Here is a 17,812-nt window from a genome sequence, read left to right as displayed (position 1 = left end):
AATACCCGCCAATGAATACATCTACACTATCTTCAAGCACCTTAGTGCGAAAACCCGAGACTGTCCTCAAACAAGTGTTTGGTTACAGCGAGTTTCGAGATGGCCAAAAAGCCGTTATTGATGCCGCTTTAAATGCTCAGGACACACTTGTTTTGCTACCCACTGGTGGCGGAAAATCTGTGTGTTATCAAATTCCGGCGTTAGTTCTTGAAGGGGTGACCATTGTTATCTCGCCACTTATTTCGCTTATGCAAGATCAAGTCGCGCAGCTTCAAGCTTTGGGTGTAAAAGCGGCATATGTTAATAACAGCCTAGCTCGCGAAGAACAGCAACGTGTTTATCAGCAACTTCACCAAGGGCTTATTAAACTATTGTATGTAGCCCCCGAAAAAGTATTACAACGTGATTTTTTAGAGCGATTATCGCATTTAAAAATAAGCTTATTTGCGATCGATGAAGCGCATTGTGTGTCGCATTGGGGTCATGATTTTAGACCGCATTATTTTCGCTTAAACGAACTTAAGCAACGCTTTGCCCATGTGCCCATGATGGCCCTTACAGCGACGGCCGATAAAGCCACACGCTTTGATATTGTTGAACAGTTAAAACTTCAGCAGCCTTACATTCATACTGGCAGCTTTGATAGACCTAACATTCGTTACACCATAGAAGAGAAATTTAAACCTATGGTGCAACTATTACGCTACTTAAAAGAACAAAAAAACCAAAGTGGCATTATTTATTGTACTAGCCGAAAGCGTGTTGACGACATAGCAGAAAAACTTGCCGACGCAGGCCTTAATGCAGCCGCTTACCATGCAGGTATGAGCAACGAACAACGCCAGTTTGTGCAAACAGGGTTTGCCCGTGACGATATTCAAATAGTGGTGGCAACCGTGGCTTTTGGTATGGGGATTAATAAGCCCAATGTACGTTTTGTTTTGCACTACGACATTCCCAAAAGTATAGAAGCGTACTATCAAGAAACAGGAAGAGCAGGACGCGATGGCTTAGCCGCCGAAGCAATTATGTACTTTGACCCTGCCGATATAGGCCGTGTAAGGCGCTTTTTTGAAGATATTGACGACGAGCAACGTCGCCGTGTAGAAGAGCAGCGCTTTAATGCCATGGCAAGCTTTGCTGAGGCACAAACGTGCCGCCGTCAGATACTACTTAACTACTTTAGTGAATACCAACGCGAGCAATGTGGTAACTGTGATATTTGCTTAAACCCACCAAAAAGCTTTGACGGTACGCTTGTTGCCCAACAAGCGCTTTCGTGTATATACAGAGCTGAACAGCGATTTGGTTTAGGATACATTGTAGAGCTATTACGTGGCGCCAATACGAGTCGTATTCGCGATAACAACCACCATCAGTTGAGCACTTACGGCATAGGTAAAGACAGAAGCAGTGAGTTTTGGCTGAGTATTTTACGCCAATTAATCCACCAAGGATTACTAAGCCAAGATATAACACAAGGCGCCTCTTTGCGCTTAACCGAAGCCGCCCGCGCTATATTAAAAAGCGAATACGCGCTGCAATTAGCTGAACCTCGCTTACAAGCAAAACACGTATATCAAGATAAGCTAGCGCAATTTAATTACGATAAAAAACTATTTGCTCGCTTGCGTTTATTACGTAAAGAACTTGCAGATGCCGACGATGTGCCACCGTATGTGGTATTTAATGATAAAACGTTAGCCGAAATGGCGCAGCTAATGCCCACGAACGACAGTGAGTTTTTAAAAGTATCTGGCGTTGGTTTTACCAAGTTAAACAAATACGGCGGAGCTTTTTTAACAGCAATTCGCAACTACTTAGCCACACAATAAGCCAATTATGAGCAAAATAGATTACGACCACACGCACCAATGCATCATCATTACCCCAACAGAGCCGCCACACGATGAAGACTTTGAGCTGTGGAGTACCTTATTTTTACATTCAGACGATATCGCTATTAGCGAGTATTCGGCGGGAGCGGATAGGCATCAGGTACGTTTTTCTTATAGCCAACAAGCGTTTAACCTAAATTACGAACACTACAGCCAAAGTATTTGGATTAACGGCGAAGGCCCAGAAGCTGAGCACTTATTAGCAGCGCTGGCCTATTACTTAAGCTAAATTAATTATTTTGTTAACACCCATGCTTTTTACTTACAATTAAATAACAATGATGTAAGCTGATATCACGGTAGTCGTTTGCTACGCAGTAGATAAGAGGCTTAATGGTTAGTAATACGTGGTTTTCGCCCTATTGTGGTGGGTTAATTTGTCTTTTTTTATTAATGCCTTGCGCCTTTGCTGAGCAATTTCCTTCAAACATTGGTAGCTGTCCTCTTGAGTCATCAATAAATTTGAGCGAAGAAAAACTACGCCGCCAACTTAACGATGAAACAGTGCTTGTTGCCGCAAAGCCTGATGCAAAAATTGCCACCATTACGCTTGAGCAACTCAACGTATTTAATACCCACCTTGAAGAAGAAAATAACGCATTGTTTAGGTTTGCTAACCGGGCACACATTCAAACTGAGCCTGAGGTAATTAAAAATTTACTACTTTTTAGCTCTGGCGACCTTTACGATGCCAAAAAACTTTCTGAATCGGAGCGCCTGCTGCGAAAAGAAAACTACCTATACGACGCACAAATTAGCGCAACAGAAAACTGTGATGGCGACATAGATGTAAAAGTAATTACCCGTGATTTATGGACACTCTTGCCAGAAATAAACTTTAGCCGCAGCGGAGGCGAAAATAAATCGAGCATTGGTTTTAGAGAATCAAACTTGCTTGGGTGGGGTAAAAGGTTGTCTTTTTCTCGTACAACCGATAGCGATCGTAGTGGCTATTTATTTGTATATGACGATCCTAATATTTTTTCTAGCCGTTACCGTGGTCGCGTAGAGTATGCCGATAACAGCGATGGTAAGCGTCATTTACTTGAGCTTACTTATCCATTTTATGCCATAGACACACCTTACAGCTACGGTATTTTAAGCTACTCAGAGCAGCGAGAAGAATCCTTATACCGGCGTGGTAAAGAAATTAGTGAATTTGATCAAACAACCGATCTCAATCGCATTTTTATTGGTCATTCTAAAGCATTAAGTAATAGCTGGACCCAGCGAATTAGCTTAGGTTATGTAGATGAGCAGCATACATTTACTGCTATTCAAACCACGTTTGAGCCTTTAGCTAAAGATAGAAGCTACAGTTATCCCTATATTAGCGGCCATTGGTTTGAGGATAATTTTATTAAGGTACGAAATTTTGACAGTATTTATCGCACTGAAGATTTAAACCTAGGCTGGAATGCACAAGCATTACTCGGTTACTCAGATGAGTCATTAAGTGATGACGATAGCCGCTTGGTGTATTCGCTTAATGTTAAAACAGCGCATTTTTCTGGCGATAATACGCTTTGGCGTTTTAGCACAAACCTAGAGGGGTTTTGGAACAAAGAACAAAAACAACTCGAAAATTTTAAAGCGACCTCGCAAGTACAATATTATCTAAATACGAGTGTTGATCAGTCTTGGTATGTCAAAGGTCGCGTACAATATGCAAAAAATCTAACTGCCGACCAACAGCTTACCTTAGGTGGCGAGACAGGCCTGCGTGGTTACCCTATGGATTATCAACATGGCGACCGTAGCTTTTTAGTGAGCCTAGAAAAACGCTATTACTGGGAGTACGATTTGCTACAACTATTTAAAGTAGGTGGCGCAGGCTTTATAGATATTGGTAGGGCATGGTTTAATGACCAAACAAATGGTGAAAGTAATCATGTACTCAAAAATGTAGGCGTTGGTTTGCGCCTAGCACCAAGTAGAGCAAATGCAGGAACTATGATCCACCTTGATATAGCCGCCCCCATAGATAGCGCCGACGATGTCGACTCTGTGCAGTGGCTTGTCAGTGTAAAAAAATCTTTTTAAATAGCTACTTAGCACCAAAATAACACGCTAAACTAAGGCCTTTAAGCTAGTTAAGACTCATCTAACACGTTGCTTTATTTACTACTTTTAATTGTCACATAACTGCAAAAGGCGCTCTTTTGGAATTTTTAGATGTTTTAGAATTACTCACCAATCAATATAAACTTATAGTTACCATTATTGCCTTGTTACTATTTCCAGTGCTTTTAAAGCTAACTAAAAAGCTACTTGAAAAAGCCATTAAAGGTAAAGTTGATTTGCACCGTAAATACCGCGCAGAGTTACTTCTTAAAATTATTCTTGCCTTTGTCATGTTATGTCTAGTGCTGGTATTTTGGGGTATTGAACTAAGAGGATTATTGGTTCTAGGCTCGTCACTATTTGCAATGTTAGGTGTAGCGCTATTTGCAGCATGGTCATTATTAAGTAACCTGACCGCGTTTTTATTAATGTTTATTCAAAACGACTGCCGTGTTGGCTTTTGGGTACGCATTATCGATGGCGCAAACCATATTGAAGGGCGAATTGTCGAAATGGGTTTAATGAATGTCGTACTTGAGCATATTGATGGGCACCGCGTCATTTACCCTAATAACTTATTTGTTACCCGCCCTGTTTTGGTTTTAAACGCAGAACCTAAACCATCAAAAGCACCTGCTGTTAAACGTATTATAGGCCCTAAAAAATCATAATTTTTATATAAAAAAAGCCGCTTTAATGATTAAAGCGGCTTTTTACTAATTGCTTAAGTATTAGTTATTTAGCTCTGCAGTTTTTAGCTCATCTTCTAAATCATTTATTCCATCAATAAATGTTTCTAGCTGCTGCTCAACCACGCTATTGTCGTTTGCAAAGTAAGCAATGTGGAATACAGCATCGCCTTCATTTACTAATGGCATAGTTTGCTGACCTATAATAATCCCACTTCGTGGCGCACGCAGTTCTAGCTCAGAATCACCAAGTGGACTACTTATAAACGCCAGTACTTGCCCTTTTGTCACACGCTCTCCTAACGAAACTTGAGCGCGCACAATACCATCTACTTCAGCACGCACCCAACTTGTTGAACGCGCAATGATAGGCTCAGGTATTCTTTTAGGGCGTTTACCACGCATCATTTTTAAATGACGCATTACATAATCAACACCTTGTACACCTGCGGCTATTGCAATCGGGTCAAAACGCAGCGCTTCACCCGCTTCGTAAGTAATAACCGGTATGCCTAAATTCGCCGCTTCACTTCTTAATGAACCATTACGCAATGACGCATCTATTACTGCTGGTGTGCCAAAGGCTTTGGCCATCTGCGCCGTAGCTTCATCCGCCAAATTTGCACGTATTTGTGGCAAGTTTGTTCGGTGTATAGCACCCGTATGTAAGTCAATAATATGTGTGCAATGCACTGCAACTTGATTGAAAAACATATACGCCATACGACCCGCTAGCGACCCTCTTTCAGAACCTGGAAAACTGCGGTTCATGTCACGACGGTCGGGTAAATAGCGCGACTTATGAATAAAACCAAACACGTTAACAATGGGTACCGCGATAAGCGTGCCACGTAGCTGGCTTGGATCTATTTTAGCCAGTAATTGACGTACAACTTCTACCCCATTTAATTCATCACCATGAATAGCGGCACATACCATTAGTACAGGGCCTTCCATTACGCCATTAACAACCTCTATAGGTATATTAAGGGGTGAGTGGGTATAAAGCTTTGCAGCTTCTAAAGCTAACGTTTTGCGTTCACCAACACCAATGCTTTCACCTAATAAAGTGAAAGGACGGTTAATTTTAACCTTTGCCACGAGTTGCGGTTCCTTTGATTGAGGCATTTTTTTCGATGAAATCAATCACCATGCCCGCAATGTCTTTACCAGTTGCTATTTCTATACCTTCAAGACCTGGTGATGAGTTAACCTCCATCACTAAAGGCCCACGAGATGAGCGAAGTAAATCTACACCCGCTACATTTAAGCCCATTGCTTTTGCTGCAGCAACGGCGGTTTTACGCTCTTCAGGCGTAATGCGAACTAGTGTAGCGCTACCGCCACGGTGAAGGTTTGAACGGAACTCACCTTCTTGCGCTTGGCGCTTCATTGCCGCAATGACTTTATCGCCTAACACAAAACAGCGAATATCCGCACCACCCGCTTCTTTAATGTATTCCTGAACCATAATATTGGCTTTTAAGCCCATGAAAGCTTCGATTACACTTTCAGCAGCTTTGCGCGTTTCAGCAAGTACAACACCAATACCTTGTGTGCCCTCTAGTAATTTAATCACAACCGGTGCACCACCAACCATTTCGAGTAAATCTTTCACGTCATCAGGTTTGCTCGCAAAACCCGTTACAGGCATGCCTACACCCTTGCGTGATAATAACTGTAACGAACGTAATTTATCGCGTGAACGAGAAATAGCCACAGATTCGTTTACTGGGTATACCCCCATCATTTCAAACTGGCGTAAAACGGCACAGCCATAAAATGTTACCGATGCGCCAATACGCGGCACAATGGCATCGAAATCTTTTAAGTTTTCACCGCGATAGTGAATTTCTGGCTGTTCAGAGTTTATATTCATGTACGAGCGAAGTGCGTCTATCACTTTCACTTCATGCCCACGAGCCTCTGCAGCCTCGATTAAACGACGTGTTGAATATAGCTTTCTGTTACGAGATAAAATACCGATTTTCATAGTTAAAACCTTAACTAAATTTTATAGCATTAGTGCTTAATAGCTGCTTTTTATGCAACTTAAGCCCAATACTTTTATAATAAATGAGATAATGCCGTGTCAACAATGACACGATTCTCCATGGCTGTTCGACCTAGCAACATTCTAAACTTCATGGTTGCACGGCTTGTGAGGGTGACTTCAATAGGCCAGCTATGTTCACCCGCATGTAATGTTGTTTCTATAAAATAACGCAGCTGTTTTTCACCACTGGAACTGGTTACGTATTTCATTTTTTTCACTTTAGCATTACAAGTAATTTGAGTTTCTTCGTCATCTTGTAACGGTTGAGCTGTAAATTTAACCCACTTTTCGCCATCAACTTCGTATTCTTCAATGTTAATTGCATGAATACATGAAGTGCGTGCACCAGTGTCAACTTTAGCCTTGATCCGCTCAATACCAAGCTCAGGTAAACTTAACCACTCACGCCAACCTATTGTTATTTTTGTCGTCATAAATGTGCCCTTAGTAAAAAAGAGGTTTATACGCTACGGGTGAAAAAACACCAACAAAATAAATTTATCTAATCGATGAGTAAATTAAATTGATCTTTTAAGGTAACTCATCACACAATGCGCGCCTTGCTGAGCATAAAATTAAATCAGCACTATGACTCTACTTAAATTGAATATGTTTTAACTTATTAAAAGTAAATATGTTTTGGGTATGTAGATACACTATAGTTTACTGTATTAAAAATACACTCTTTTGAGATCTTATTATGATTAATGGTTTGCTTCATGCCCTAGTGCTTGATGAAAAAGGCGGTACACGTGCTGTTAAAAGCAGCGAAGACCTTCACAACTGGCAACCTGAGCAAGGTAAATTATGGGTCCATATGGATTACAGCCAAACCGACGTAGTCAACTGGCTCAAACACTGTGAGCTTTTAACCGATTATGAGCTAGAGTCATTTACGGCGGATGAAACACGCCCACGTATCACGCAGTCTGCAAATGGACACATGCTGTTTTTGCGCGGTGTAAACTTAAACCCAGCGCAAAGCCCCGAGGACATGGTGTCGGTACGTTTATTTATTAACGAAAATATAGTCATCACTTCTCGTAAGCGTCGCCTTTTATCTATTGACGATGTACTTAACTCGTTAAAAGACAATAAAGGCCCGTGCTCTATATCAGAGCTTGTGTGTGCTATTACACAAAAGCTGACTTCACGTATGCAAAGTGTTATTAACTCTTTAGATGAAACACTTGATGGCTTTGAAGAAGAAATAGACGAGCCAAGTAAGCGTTTTGACAACCAAGCGCTATCGCAGTTACGCCGCCAAACTATTGCGCTTAAGCGTTATTTAAAGCCTCAAAAAGAGGCGCTCACTACAATGGTAAACGGTCATTATGAGTGGCTTTTAGATGACGATAAGGCAAAGCTAAACGAAACCACTAACTTACTTATTCGCTACCTTGAAGAATTAGACAGCTCAATAGAGCGTGCACAAATTATTCAACAAACAGTTACTAACCATGTTTCTGAGCAGTTAAACCAACGTATGTATGTGATGTCGGTAGTGGCTGCCTTGTTTTTACCGCTAGGCTTTTTAACAGGCTTGCTTGGGGTAAACGTTGGGGGAATTCCAGGCACAGACAACCCTTACGCATTTACGCTATTTATTGTGTTTTTAGTGATACTTACTGGTGGTATTGGTGTGTATTTTAAAAATAAAAAGTGGCTCTAATAGTATTAAGTGATCTATCTGGAGGCTGAAAAATCATGTCGATGACAGGGCAAATATTTTGTTATTCTAAATACCTAAGTTTAAACCAGTGCCTCCCTGGTTTAGCCCTTCAAGTTTATTAAGTATTGATATAAACCTGATATAGCCATCAATTAAAAACTAAAAAGGCGCGCATTGTTAAATGCTCGCCTTTTTTAATTTTTATACTTGAATCGCTAATTACTCTTGAAAGTAAGTGCCCCAACCGTCGTACTCAACGTCGCATTCAACAGCAAGTGCTGCTAGTTTATCAACGTCTTCCATAATGACGTCTACGTCTAGCTCAGCTTCTACTACTATGTCGAAGCTCCAAATTTTGCTGCCGTCTTCAAGCTCAAGCTCTGCTGGCTCTTCAACATCGTAGCCTAATTTAAAAGCAGCCAATGCGGCTTGCTCTAGTTTAGGGAAGTCTTCACACACAAAGTGGTGCTCTACTTCATAAAGTATTTCAGGATCTGATCCATCTTCAAGTAATGAACTTACGATGTCTTCACTTATTTCGCGCCAGTTTTCCATTATTTCTCTCTCACTTGAGCATCTAATTCGTTTATTTTAGCAGCCATAACAGTATGTACGTTTTGAGCGTGCTCTCGCGCACTTATACTTTTATCAAGTGATATAGGCGCTAACATTTCGATGTAAATTGTACCATTATCCCAACGATTTAGCTTAATGGTTTTATGCGTTGTATTCATACACACGGGAACCACTGGCACGTCCGCACTCATCGCGGTATGAAAAGCACCTGTTTTAAAAGGTAATAAACCGCGCCCATAGCTTCGTGTACCTTCTGCAAATACCCATATAGATAGCCCATTTTTCTTAATTTTTTCAGCTGCTTTTGAAATAGTACCAGCCGCTTTTGAACGATTCGCTCTATCTATTAAAATATTACCTGACAGCCAATAAAGTTGACCAAAAAACGGGATCCACTTTAGGCTCTTTTTACCAAGACTTACACAGTTTTTTGGTACCATTGCTGGTACTGTAAATAAATCATAACTATTTTGATGATTTGCAACGTACACTGCAGGGCCAATATTTTCAGCATCTTGATGGCGTGTCAGCACTAATTTAACACCGATCATTTTGGCCATAGAACCAAACCAACCTGCAATTATGTGAACATTATTTGGGTGAAAAGGCCTGACTAATGAAAGTAATAAACCAAAAATACAACTCAATAATATAAATATAAACATAATAAAAACACGTATTACAGCTAACAAACTCGTTCTCCAAATCAATTGTGTGCGGTGCGCATGTCATTACGCACTATGACACTATTATAGCGTTTTTTTGTGACACAGACGAGACAATAGCGAACAACTGTACGCTCAAATAGAGTCAATGCTAAAATTAATTGCTTAACACATAACAATAAAATGGTAAAAATTGGGCTCTAAAAACAAAAACGGCCTGCAATTGCAGGCCGTAATACGTGAGCTCAGAGCTTATGATTCATCGGCTGTACTTTCAACAGGCTCTTCATCTTGAGGCGTTAGCTCAATAACGGCTTCATCAACACGCTGCAAGCCTCGCGGTAACTTGTTACCTCGACGACCTCGTTCACCATGATAATGCTCTAAATCTGTTGGTTTAAGGGTTAGCTTGCGTTTACCTGCATGCAATGTAACGCTACTTCCTAGAGGGACAACAGCCAGTACTTTTACAAACTCTTCACGAGCCTGTACCTTTGCACCAGGGATAGAAATAATTTTATTACCCTTACCTTTACCTAGTTTAGGTAAATCGCGTAGTGGGAATAAAAGCATGCGTCCTTCGTTAGAAATAGCCATACAGTAATCGCTAGCTACATCGCTCACTCTAATTGGTTTGAGTAAAATACCGCCTTTAGGCACACTCACTAACGCTTTACCGTTTTTGTTTTTACTCACAAGATCTTTAAAATCAGTGATAAAACCGTAACCCGCGTCCGATGCCATAAGTAATACTTGGCTATCTTCAGCCATAACAACGTGCTCAAAATTTGCACCTGTTGTTAAGTTAAAACGCCCAGTCATTGGCTCGCCTTGGCTACGTGCCGACGGTAAACTATGTGCATCAGTTGCAAATGCACGCCCTGCTGAATCTAAAAATACGGCGGGCTGATTACTCTTACCGCGAGCTGAAGCTCTGTAGGCATCGCCTGAGCGGTAACTTAAACCTTGCGCATCCAAGTCATGACCTTTACCAACGCGTGCCCAACCTTTGTCTGAAAGAACAACAGTCACTGATTCTGATGGAATTAAATCTTTTTCGTTTAAAGCTTTCGCCTCCGAGCGCTCGATAACAGGAGAACGACGATCATCACCATACATTTCTGCCGCTTCTTGAATTTCTTTTTTAAGCAACGTTGACATACGGCGGTCTGAGCCAAGCGTGAGTTCTAATTTATCACGCTCTTTAGCAAGCTCGTCTTGCTCACCACGAATTTTAAACTCTTCAAGTTTAGCTAAATGGCGAAGTTTTAACTCTAAAATAGCTTCTGCTTGTATATCGGTTAAATCAAAGCGCTGCATTAAAATAGGCTTTGGCTTATCTTCACTGCGAATAATTTCAATCACTTCATCAATATTTAAGAATGCTGCTAATAAGCCTTCTAAAATATGTAAGCGCGCCAGTACTTTATCTAAACGATACTGCAAACGACGACGAACAGTCTCGCGCCTAAATATGAGCCACTCACTTAAAATACTACGCAAATCTTTAACCTGCGGACGACCATCTAACCCCAGCATATTTAAGTTTACGCGGTAGTTTTTTTCTAAATCGGTGGTCGCAAACAGGTGAGCCATTAATGGCTCAGCTTTAATACGATTAGAGCGCGGTATAATCACTATACGTGTTGGGTTTTCGTGATCTGACTCGTCACGTAAATCAGCAATCATAGGCAGTTTTTTTGCGTTCATTTGCGCTGCAATTTGCTCAAGTACCTTACCACCTGAACATTGATGCGGAAGCGCGGTGATCACAATATCGCCTTGCTCTTCACTATACACCGCACGCATTTTAATTGAGCCTCGGCCGGTTTTATATATTTTATGAATATCGGCTTTTGGGGTAATTATTTCGGCATCGGTTGGGTAGTCAGGTGCGTGTACTAGCTCTAATAATTCATCAAGCTCTGTCTTTGGTTTGTCGAGTAATAAACAACATGCACTGGCTACTTCTCTCACGTTATGAGGCGGAATATCAGTTGCCATACCAACAGCAATACCGGTAATGCCATTAAGTAAAATATGCGGTAAGCGTGAGGGCAATACAACCGGTTCATCTAGTGTACCATCAAAGTTTGGTGTCCAATCTACCGTGCCTTGGCCAAGCTCTTTAAGCAGTACTTCAGAAAACTTAGATAAACGCGCTTCAGTATAACGCATTGCAGCAAATGATTTAGGATCATCAGCAGCACCCCAGTTTCCTTGGCCGTCGACAAGTGGATAGCGATACGAAAACGGTTGCGCCATAAGTACCATCGCTTCATAACAAGCACTATCGCCATGAGGGTGATATTTACCGAGTACGTCACCCACGGTACGAGCTGACTTTTTATATTTAGCTGCGGCCGATAAACCTAATTCGCTCATCGCGTAAATAATACGACGCTGCACTGGTTTTAAGCCATCACCAACATGTGGCAAAGCACGATCCATGATCACGTACATGGAATAGTTTAAATAGGCGTCTTCAGTAAAGCGCCCCATTGTTTGTTGCTCTATTCCTTGCATTAGCAAGGTATCTGTATCACTCATTAAAGCTTACCTAGTTTTTCTTATAGCTTACGCGGTAGATTACATTGGCGTAATCGTCACTTACTAACAGACTGCCGTCACCTAACTCTGCAAATGCAACTGGGCGTCCAAATGTTGTTTCGTCTTTCATAAAGCCGGTAATAAACGGCGTGTATTTAGTCACACGGCCTTGCTCTATTGTGGCTATAGCTACTTTGTAGCCTGCTTTTTTACTACGATTCCATGAGCCATGTTCAGCAACAAATAACTGCTCTTTGTAGCTTGCTGGGAATTGTTTTGCGTTGTAAAAATGAATACCTAATGGTGCCACATGGGCAGGCAATGCGAGCGCAGGAGACGTGTAATCAGCAATATTTTTTCCTTTACCAAATTCAGGATCACTAATCGCACCGGCATGAATATAAGGGAACCCAAAGTGCTCCCCTTCTTTACTTACGCGGTTTATTTCATCTGGTGGAATATCATCGCCCATCATGTCGCGACCATTATCACTAAACCACAAAGCCTGAGTGCTTGGGTGAAAATCAAAACCAACGGTATTTCGAACGCCCTGCGCTATTGTTTTAATTTGCTTGGTTTCTACGTTTAGTGAAAAAATACGACCAAAGCGCTCGTCTTCGGCGCAAATATTACACGGTACACCTACAGGAATAAGCAATTCGCCTGTGGGTGTGAAGCGTAAAAACTTCCAGCCATGATGGCGCTCTGATGGCAATGCGTTGTAGATCACATCAAACTTCGGATCTTTTAATTGGGTGTCTATATTTTTAAAGCGAATAATACGATGCACTTCACCTACGTATAAATCACCCTCTTTAATAGCCAGCCCTGAGGGCATATTTAAACCCTCTGCAATCACAATTTTTTTATCGGCTACGCCATCGCTATTATGATCGATAAGCGCATACACATTACCTGCTTTGCGCGAGCCTGCGTAAACAATGCCTTTTTTTGATACTGCAATTTGGCGCGCATTTTCAACGTTGTCTGCAAATAAACTAAGTTCAAAACCAGGTGCAACACTAAGCTTGTCTAGTATGTTTTTAGCCATTGCAGGCGCACTTATTAAACTCAGTAACAATACACTTGCTAGTAGTTTATTCATATCTATCTCCTAGTGGCCAACACGCATCATTATACTTGTGCCTTGTTACCATGATCTTCTAACCATTGGCGCCTGTCTGGCGAGCGCTTTTTAGCAAGTAACATATCCATCATTTCCATGGTTTGAACTTCTTCATCAAGTGTTAGCTGAACTAAACGTCTTGTATTTGGATCCATGGTGGTTTCGCGAAGTTGCAGTGGGTTCATTTCACCCAATCCTTTAAATCGCTGTACGTTTACTTTACCGCGTTTTTTTTCTGCTTCAATACGGGCCAAAATACTGGTTTTTTCATCTTCATCTAGGGCGTAAAATACCTCTTTACCAATATCTATTCTAAATAGTGGTGGCATTGCTACGTATACATGACCTGTTTTTACTAACTGCGGAAAGTGTCGAACAAACAAAGCACATAAAAGTGTGGCAATGTGAAGACCATCAGAGTCAGCATCGGCCAATATACAAATTTTATTGTAGCGTAGCCCGCTCATGTCGGCTGAATCAGGATCGATCCCTAAAGCCACCGAAATATCATGTACCTCTTGCGATGCTAATATTTGCCCTGACTCAACTTCCCACGTATTTAAAATTTTACCACGCAGCGGCATTATTGCTTGAAACTCACGATCTCGCGCTTGCTTAGCCGAGCCACCAGCAGAGTCACCCTCTACTAAAAATAGTTCAGTACGGTCGTTATCTGCTGCACTACAGTCGGTAAGTTTGCCCGGTAATGCGGGGCCCGCTGTAACGCGTTTACGCACTACTTTTTTAGCGGCTTTTAAACGACTTTGTGCGTTTGATATACACAGCTCAGCTAACAACTCTGCTATATCTGTATGTTCATTTAACCAAAGGCTAAATGCATCTTTTACAACACCCGAAACAAGTGCCGCACACGTGCGTGAAGACAGTTTTTCTTTTGTTTGGCCGGCAAACTGAGGGTCTTGCATTTTAACCGAAAGCACATAACTACAGCGCTCCCATATATCGTCTGGGGTAAGTTTTACACCACGAGGTAATAAGTTTCTAAATTCACAAAACTCGCGCATGGCTTCAAGTAAGCCTTGGCGTAAACCATTAACATGTGTACCGCCTTGCGCAGTGGGGATTAGGTTTACATAGCTTTCAGCTATCGATTCACCGCCCTCTGGCAGCCATACCACAGCCCAATCAACACCTTCAATAGCGCTTTTAAACTCACCTACAAATGGGTCTTGTGGCAGCGTTTCGAAACCTTTAACCGCTTCAATTAAATAATCTTTTAACCCGGTTTCGTAAAACCATTCTTGCGTTTCTTTTGTTTGTTTATTAACAAATTTAATACGCAAACCAGGGCAAAGTACCGCTTTGGCTTTTAATAAATGATTAAGCTTGGTAATAGAGTAATTAGCAGAGTCAAAATAGCTGGCATCGGCCCAAAAGCGCACGGTAGTCCCGGTGTTACGTTTACCAACAGTGCCTATAACGTTTAAATCTTCAACTTTATCGCCGTTTTCAAAGGCCATTCTGTATTGCTGCGCATCACGGCGAACTGTTACTTCTACACGTGTAGATAATGCATTTACAACTGAAATACCTACCCCGTGTAAACCACCTGAAAACTGATAGTTTTTGTTTGAGAATTTACCACCGGCATGCAGCTTAGTAAAAATAAGCTCTATACCTGGAATACCTTCCTCTGGGTGAATATCTATGGGCATACCACGACCGTCATCACTGACTTCAAGCGAGTTATCTTCGTGTAGAATTACGTCAATCTTAGTTGCATGGCCCGCCATAGCTTCATCGACACTGTTATCGATTACTTCTTGGCCTAAATGATTTGGGCGCACAGTATCGGTGTACATCCCGGGGCGTCTTTTTACCGGATCTAATCCATTAAGTACTTCAATGGCTTCGGCGTTATAATTTTGATCACTCATAGTTTTTATCTTTATATGCGCTAAGGCTATGCTTAACTAGTTTTACGTGATTTTAAGAAAATCTACAATACTTGCAAAGGTTTGTTCAAAGCCAAGATAGCTATGATCGCCACCAAACTCGATCCTTTGCTTACATTGCGAATAATAGTTTACTGCGTGTTGAAAATTTAACACTTCATCGCCTGTTTGCTGTAATAAATACAGTAATTCAGGGTGCTTTAGGTCATCAACAGCCAACGCTTTTAAAGCCGCTATGTGGCTGCTATTCAATTCATAATGATAATCTTGATACGGATTATAATTTAAACCAAGCAACGGCTTTAATAAAGTGTATGGCGCAACCGCGGGATTTATAACCACAGCAGGAATTTGATAACGCTGCGATAAATACGTGGCAAAAAATCCGCCTAATGAGCTTCCTAATAAAACAGTATTAGGTGTAAGTAATTGCTCAAGCGCTATGATGGCTTGTATGGGCTCATGGTTTAGGCACGGTACACAATAGTCAACGTCATAGTGTGCCATAAGCTCGCCAAAGCGCACAGCTTTATATGATTTATCTGAGCTATTAAAACCATGAATATAGATTACCCGTTTAGCCATACTACTTCCATATCTGTGCTTATATTCTCTTTATTCGTGCTTACACATATTAGCCTGTATGCTGGCCCATGGTCTTGCTGTATCCATTGGGGGCTGTGTTTTTTAAACTGCACTGAACTGGCTGGGGTCGCGTAAATGGGAAGCGCTCTAAACGTTTGCATGTATTCGTTATGCACATGACCATGAAACAAGCCTAAAACGTTTTCGCTATTAACTAAAATATTAAGTAATTGCGGCCCGTTTTCGAGCATGTGTTTGTCTAGGTAGCCATCAATGGGGAGTGGGTTATGGTGACAAAACATAATTTTGGAACTCGCCGAAGCAAACAGCTGTTCGGTAATTTCATTCAAATGCGTGCCTGTTACCCACCCTGCAGGCGTTGGCCCTTTAGAATTAATAAGAAGTAACTCAACGCCATTTGCCACTATATGTTTAGCGCGATTTATTTGCCCGCCACTCATTCGATTAAGCTGAGCAATGTCATCATGGTTACCTGGAACCCAAAAAACAGGGCATGTTAAATCACTTTGGTTAATCAGCTCACTAAATAAAAAATAGGACTCTGGGCTATGATCTTGCGTAAGGTCGCCGCCAAATATTACAAAATCAAGGGATTGCTTAGCCATATGAGCCAGCGCCTGTTCAAAGTAATACGCCGTATTTACGCCAAAGTACTCACCTGCTTTATTTGAGAATAAATGACAATCGGTAATATGTGCTATGCGTAACGACGACTTATCAATGAGGTAAGGTTCATCAAACCAAGCCATTATTTACATCCCAATTCAGCGTTGCTTGTCCGTGTTCTACACAGGCTACAAGCCAGTCGTATAAAAATGCATTAAGTTGATATTTTTCATCTTTTTGATGCATTTTTGGATTAGGGTAACCATAAGAAGGCTTAATACGCTGATGATAATCGTGATGGATAATTTCAGCCACTTTAGCATCGTGATACAACCTCACAGTTAAATAAAGCGGTGCAATCCCCTTTACCATGCCGCTTAGCTGCTTAATAGAAATATCCATAGTGTATTTTGCACTGCCATCAATCTTAGTCGCAAACTCACTGTTCCCCAACTTCACTTCTCGGCTGCAGCCAATCGCTCGTTCAGCCGGTAACAATTTTAAAAGTCGTAAGTAATTGTGCTCACAAAGCGTTAAATACTTTGGGAGGCTTTGGATATATCTATTTGTTGCTAATTGTACTGTCAAAATACCACCATTATACTGTGAGCCAATTTGTAGCTATGAAGAAGAGTCTGTCCACTTGTGTTTCATTTTTTCATGGTTAAGTGCAAGCCACTGCATGCAAATAACAGTTGCAGCATTATCCATTTCACCATTGTTGAGGCGAGTTAGCGCATCATCAACGCTGAGTACATGAGTTTTTATATCTTCACCTTCGGTTTCAAGGCCATACACACTAGACTCAACGTCACTTAAATCGGCCCGTGCAAGATATAAATGTAACCGCTCTGTTGTACCACCAGGGCTTGAAAGGTACGAAAGCATAAATTCAAGCTCTGTTAAATTAAGCCCAGCTTCTTCGTACGCTTCTTTCTTTGCGACCGATTCATAATCGTCACTGCCGTCAGTCATTCCAGCAATACATTCTAGTAGCCAAGGTGAATGTTTGCTTTTAATAGCCCCTATACGTATTTGTTCTATTAAAAGCACAGTGTCTGATATGGGGTCGTAAGGCAACACAGCAATGGCGTCTCCACGCTCTAAAATCTCGCGACTAATAAGTTCTGATTTACCGCCCGCAAACAAGGCATGTTCAAACTGATACAAATCAACCTGAAAAAAGCCTTTATACAAATTTTTGACCGGCTTTACGCTGACATCTTTATGCGTAAACTGAACAAGTTTTTTATCTGGCACGTAAGCATCCTCTACTTATTAAAAACTTTGAAGTACGTTAATATATTCTGTTACATTTCGACGCACTGTTTTACTCTTTTTATTTTTAGTTATTACGTAAAACAGGTTACCATGGTTTTAGTATAAAA

General features: G+C 41.2%; 17 protein-coding genes. 5 read left to right on the top strand and 12 right to left on the bottom strand.

Translation table 11 applies throughout. From position 1 onward, the window contains the following. Positions 1–11: 11 nt before the first annotated feature. The 4 genes from recQ to MTF67_RS11905 all read left to right on the top strand — a co-directional run bounded on the left by recQ (position 12) and on the right by MTF67_RS11905 (position 4,633). Positions 12–1,835, top strand: coding sequence for a DNA helicase RecQ (gene recQ, locus MTF67_RS11920; RefSeq protein WP_248519631.1), 1,824 nt, complete (start codon positions 12–14; stop codon positions 1,833–1,835). A 7-nt stretch (positions 1,836–1,842) separates the two neighbouring features. Next, a complete protein-coding gene (locus MTF67_RS11915) occupies positions 1,843–2,127 on the top strand; it encodes a DUF3630 family protein (RefSeq protein ID WP_039038263.1) in 285 nt (94 codons plus the stop codon). A gap of 104 nt (positions 2,128–2,231) precedes the next feature. Further along, positions 2,232–3,941 (top strand): POTRA domain-containing protein, encoded by a 1,710-nt coding sequence (locus MTF67_RS11910; RefSeq protein ID WP_248519630.1) that lies wholly within the window; start codon positions 2,232–2,234, stop codon positions 3,939–3,941. Between the two features lie 119 nt (positions 3,942–4,060). Then, on the top strand, positions 4,061–4,633 hold the full coding sequence (locus MTF67_RS11905) for a mechanosensitive ion channel domain-containing protein (RefSeq protein WP_006793166.1): 573 nt from the start codon (positions 4,061–4,063) through the stop codon (positions 4,631–4,633). A 60-nt stretch (positions 4,634–4,693) separates the two neighbouring features. Here the strand turns inward: MTF67_RS11905 and MTF67_RS11900 are convergent, their stop codons facing one another. The 3 genes from MTF67_RS11900 to MTF67_RS11890 form a co-directional block, all read right to left on the bottom strand. Then, positions 4,694–5,752 (bottom strand): succinylglutamate desuccinylase/aspartoacylase family protein, encoded by a 1,059-nt coding sequence (locus MTF67_RS11900; RefSeq protein WP_248519629.1) that lies wholly within the window; start codon positions 5,750–5,752, stop codon positions 4,694–4,696. Further along, positions 5,739–6,644, bottom strand: coding sequence for a 30S ribosomal protein S6--L-glutamate ligase (rimK, locus tag MTF67_RS11895; protein WP_006793168.1), 906 nt, complete (start codon positions 6,642–6,644; stop codon positions 5,739–5,741). The genes MTF67_RS11900 and rimK overlap by 14 nt, the downstream gene beginning before the upstream one ends. Positions 6,645–6,718: 74 nt before the next feature. After that, positions 6,719–7,141, bottom strand: coding sequence for an ATP-dependent zinc protease (locus MTF67_RS11890; protein ID WP_006793169.1), 423 nt, complete (start codon positions 7,139–7,141; stop codon positions 6,719–6,721). A gap of 266 nt (positions 7,142–7,407) precedes the next feature. Here MTF67_RS11890 and MTF67_RS11885 point away from each other — a divergent pair, with 266 nt between their 5' ends. Continuing rightward, a complete protein-coding gene (locus tag MTF67_RS11885) occupies positions 7,408–8,379 on the top strand; it encodes a zinc transporter ZntB (RefSeq protein WP_010556568.1) in 972 nt (323 codons plus the stop codon). Positions 8,380–8,598: 219 nt separating this feature from the next. On the opposite strand, the gene rraB is transcribed toward MTF67_RS11885, so the two are convergent. From rraB to MTF67_RS11840, 9 genes are all read right to left on the bottom strand, one after another. Then, positions 8,599–8,934, bottom strand: coding sequence for a ribonuclease E inhibitor RraB (gene rraB, locus MTF67_RS11880; protein ID WP_006793171.1), 336 nt, complete (start codon positions 8,932–8,934; stop codon positions 8,599–8,601). Then, the gene (locus MTF67_RS11875; RefSeq protein ID WP_248519628.1) at positions 8,934–9,647 is read right to left on the bottom strand and encodes a 1-acylglycerol-3-phosphate O-acyltransferase; all 714 of its coding nucleotides are present in this window, start codon (positions 9,645–9,647) and stop codon (positions 8,934–8,936) included. The genes rraB and MTF67_RS11875 overlap by 1 nt, the downstream gene beginning before the upstream one ends. A gap of 225 nt (positions 9,648–9,872) precedes the next feature. Further along, entirely contained in the window at positions 9,873–12,170 is a 2,298-nt protein-coding gene (parC, locus tag MTF67_RS11870) for a DNA topoisomerase IV subunit A (protein ID WP_248519627.1), read from the bottom strand. Positions 12,171–12,180: 10 nt separating this feature from the next. Next, on the bottom strand, positions 12,181–13,275 hold the full coding sequence (locus MTF67_RS11865) for a PQQ-dependent sugar dehydrogenase (RefSeq protein ID WP_248519626.1): 1,095 nt from the start codon (positions 13,273–13,275) through the stop codon (positions 12,181–12,183). A 29-nt stretch (positions 13,276–13,304) separates the two neighbouring features. After that, on the bottom strand, positions 13,305–15,194 hold the full coding sequence (parE, locus tag MTF67_RS11860) for a DNA topoisomerase IV subunit B (RefSeq protein ID WP_248519625.1): 1,890 nt from the start codon (positions 15,192–15,194) through the stop codon (positions 13,305–13,307). A 42-nt stretch (positions 15,195–15,236) separates the two neighbouring features. Further along, on the bottom strand, positions 15,237–15,797 hold the full coding sequence (locus tag MTF67_RS11855; RefSeq protein WP_008128958.1) for a YqiA/YcfP family alpha/beta fold hydrolase: 561 nt from the start codon (positions 15,795–15,797) through the stop codon (positions 15,237–15,239). After that, positions 15,782–16,567: a metallophosphoesterase gene (locus MTF67_RS11850; RefSeq protein ID WP_248519624.1), complete on the bottom strand. Its 786-nt coding sequence runs from the start codon at positions 16,565–16,567 to the stop codon at positions 15,782–15,784. The genes MTF67_RS11855 and MTF67_RS11850 overlap by 16 nt, the downstream gene beginning before the upstream one ends. Beyond that, entirely contained in the window at positions 16,554–17,012 is a 459-nt protein-coding gene (locus tag MTF67_RS11845; protein ID WP_006793178.1) for a DUF1249 domain-containing protein, read from the bottom strand. Before MTF67_RS11845 ends, MTF67_RS11850 begins: the two co-directional genes overlap by 14 nt. A gap of 33 nt (positions 17,013–17,045) precedes the next feature. After that, positions 17,046–17,684: an NUDIX domain-containing protein gene (locus tag MTF67_RS11840; protein WP_248519623.1), complete on the bottom strand. Its 639-nt coding sequence runs from the start codon at positions 17,682–17,684 to the stop codon at positions 17,046–17,048. Between the last annotated feature and the right edge of the window lie 128 nt (positions 17,685–17,812).

The organism is Pseudoalteromonas sp. 2CM32C (assembly GCF_023161925.1).
GTDB lineage: Bacteria > Pseudomonadota > Gammaproteobacteria > Enterobacterales > Alteromonadaceae > Pseudoalteromonas > Pseudoalteromonas marina.
This window is presented reverse-complemented; position numbering and strand designations above follow the sequence as displayed.

What these genes read in the sequence shown, in the direction of transcription:
- MTF67_RS11915 (WP_039038263.1), top strand. Translation starts at nt 1,843, where the DNA reads ATGAGCAAAATAGATTACGACCACACGCACCAATGCATCATCATTACC.
- MTF67_RS11855 (WP_008128958.1), bottom strand. Translation starts at nt 15,797, where the DNA reads ATGGCTAAACGGGTAATCTATATTCATGGTTTTAATAGCTCAGATAAA.
- rimK (WP_006793168.1), bottom strand. Translation starts at nt 6,644, where the DNA reads ATGAAAATCGGTATTTTATCTCGTAACAGAAAGCTATATTCAACACGT.
- parC (WP_248519627.1), bottom strand. Translation starts at nt 12,170, where the DNA reads ATGAGTGATACAGATACCTTGCTAATGCAAGGAATAGAGCAACAAACA.
- parE (WP_248519625.1), bottom strand. Translation starts at nt 15,194, where the DNA reads ATGAGTGATCAAAATTATAACGCCGAAGCCATTGAAGTACTTAATGGA.
- MTF67_RS11850 (WP_248519624.1), bottom strand. Translation starts at nt 16,567, where the DNA reads ATGGCTTGGTTTGATGAACCTTACCTCATTGATAAGTCGTCGTTACGC.
- MTF67_RS11910 (WP_248519630.1), top strand. Translation starts at nt 2,232, where the DNA reads ATGGTTAGTAATACGTGGTTTTCGCCCTATTGTGGTGGGTTAATTTGT.
- MTF67_RS11885 (WP_010556568.1), top strand. Translation starts at nt 7,408, where the DNA reads ATGATTAATGGTTTGCTTCATGCCCTAGTGCTTGATGAAAAAGGCGGT.
- MTF67_RS11890 (WP_006793169.1), bottom strand. Translation starts at nt 7,141, where the DNA reads ATGACGACAAAAATAACAATAGGTTGGCGTGAGTGGTTAAGTTTACCT.
- recQ (WP_248519631.1), top strand. Translation starts at nt 12, where the DNA reads ATGAATACATCTACACTATCTTCAAGCACCTTAGTGCGAAAACCCGAG.
- rraB (WP_006793171.1), bottom strand. Translation starts at nt 8,934, where the DNA reads ATGGAAAACTGGCGCGAAATAAGTGAAGACATCGTAAGTTCATTACTT.
- MTF67_RS11865 (WP_248519626.1), bottom strand. Translation starts at nt 13,275, where the DNA reads ATGAATAAACTACTAGCAAGTGTATTGTTACTGAGTTTAATAAGTGCG.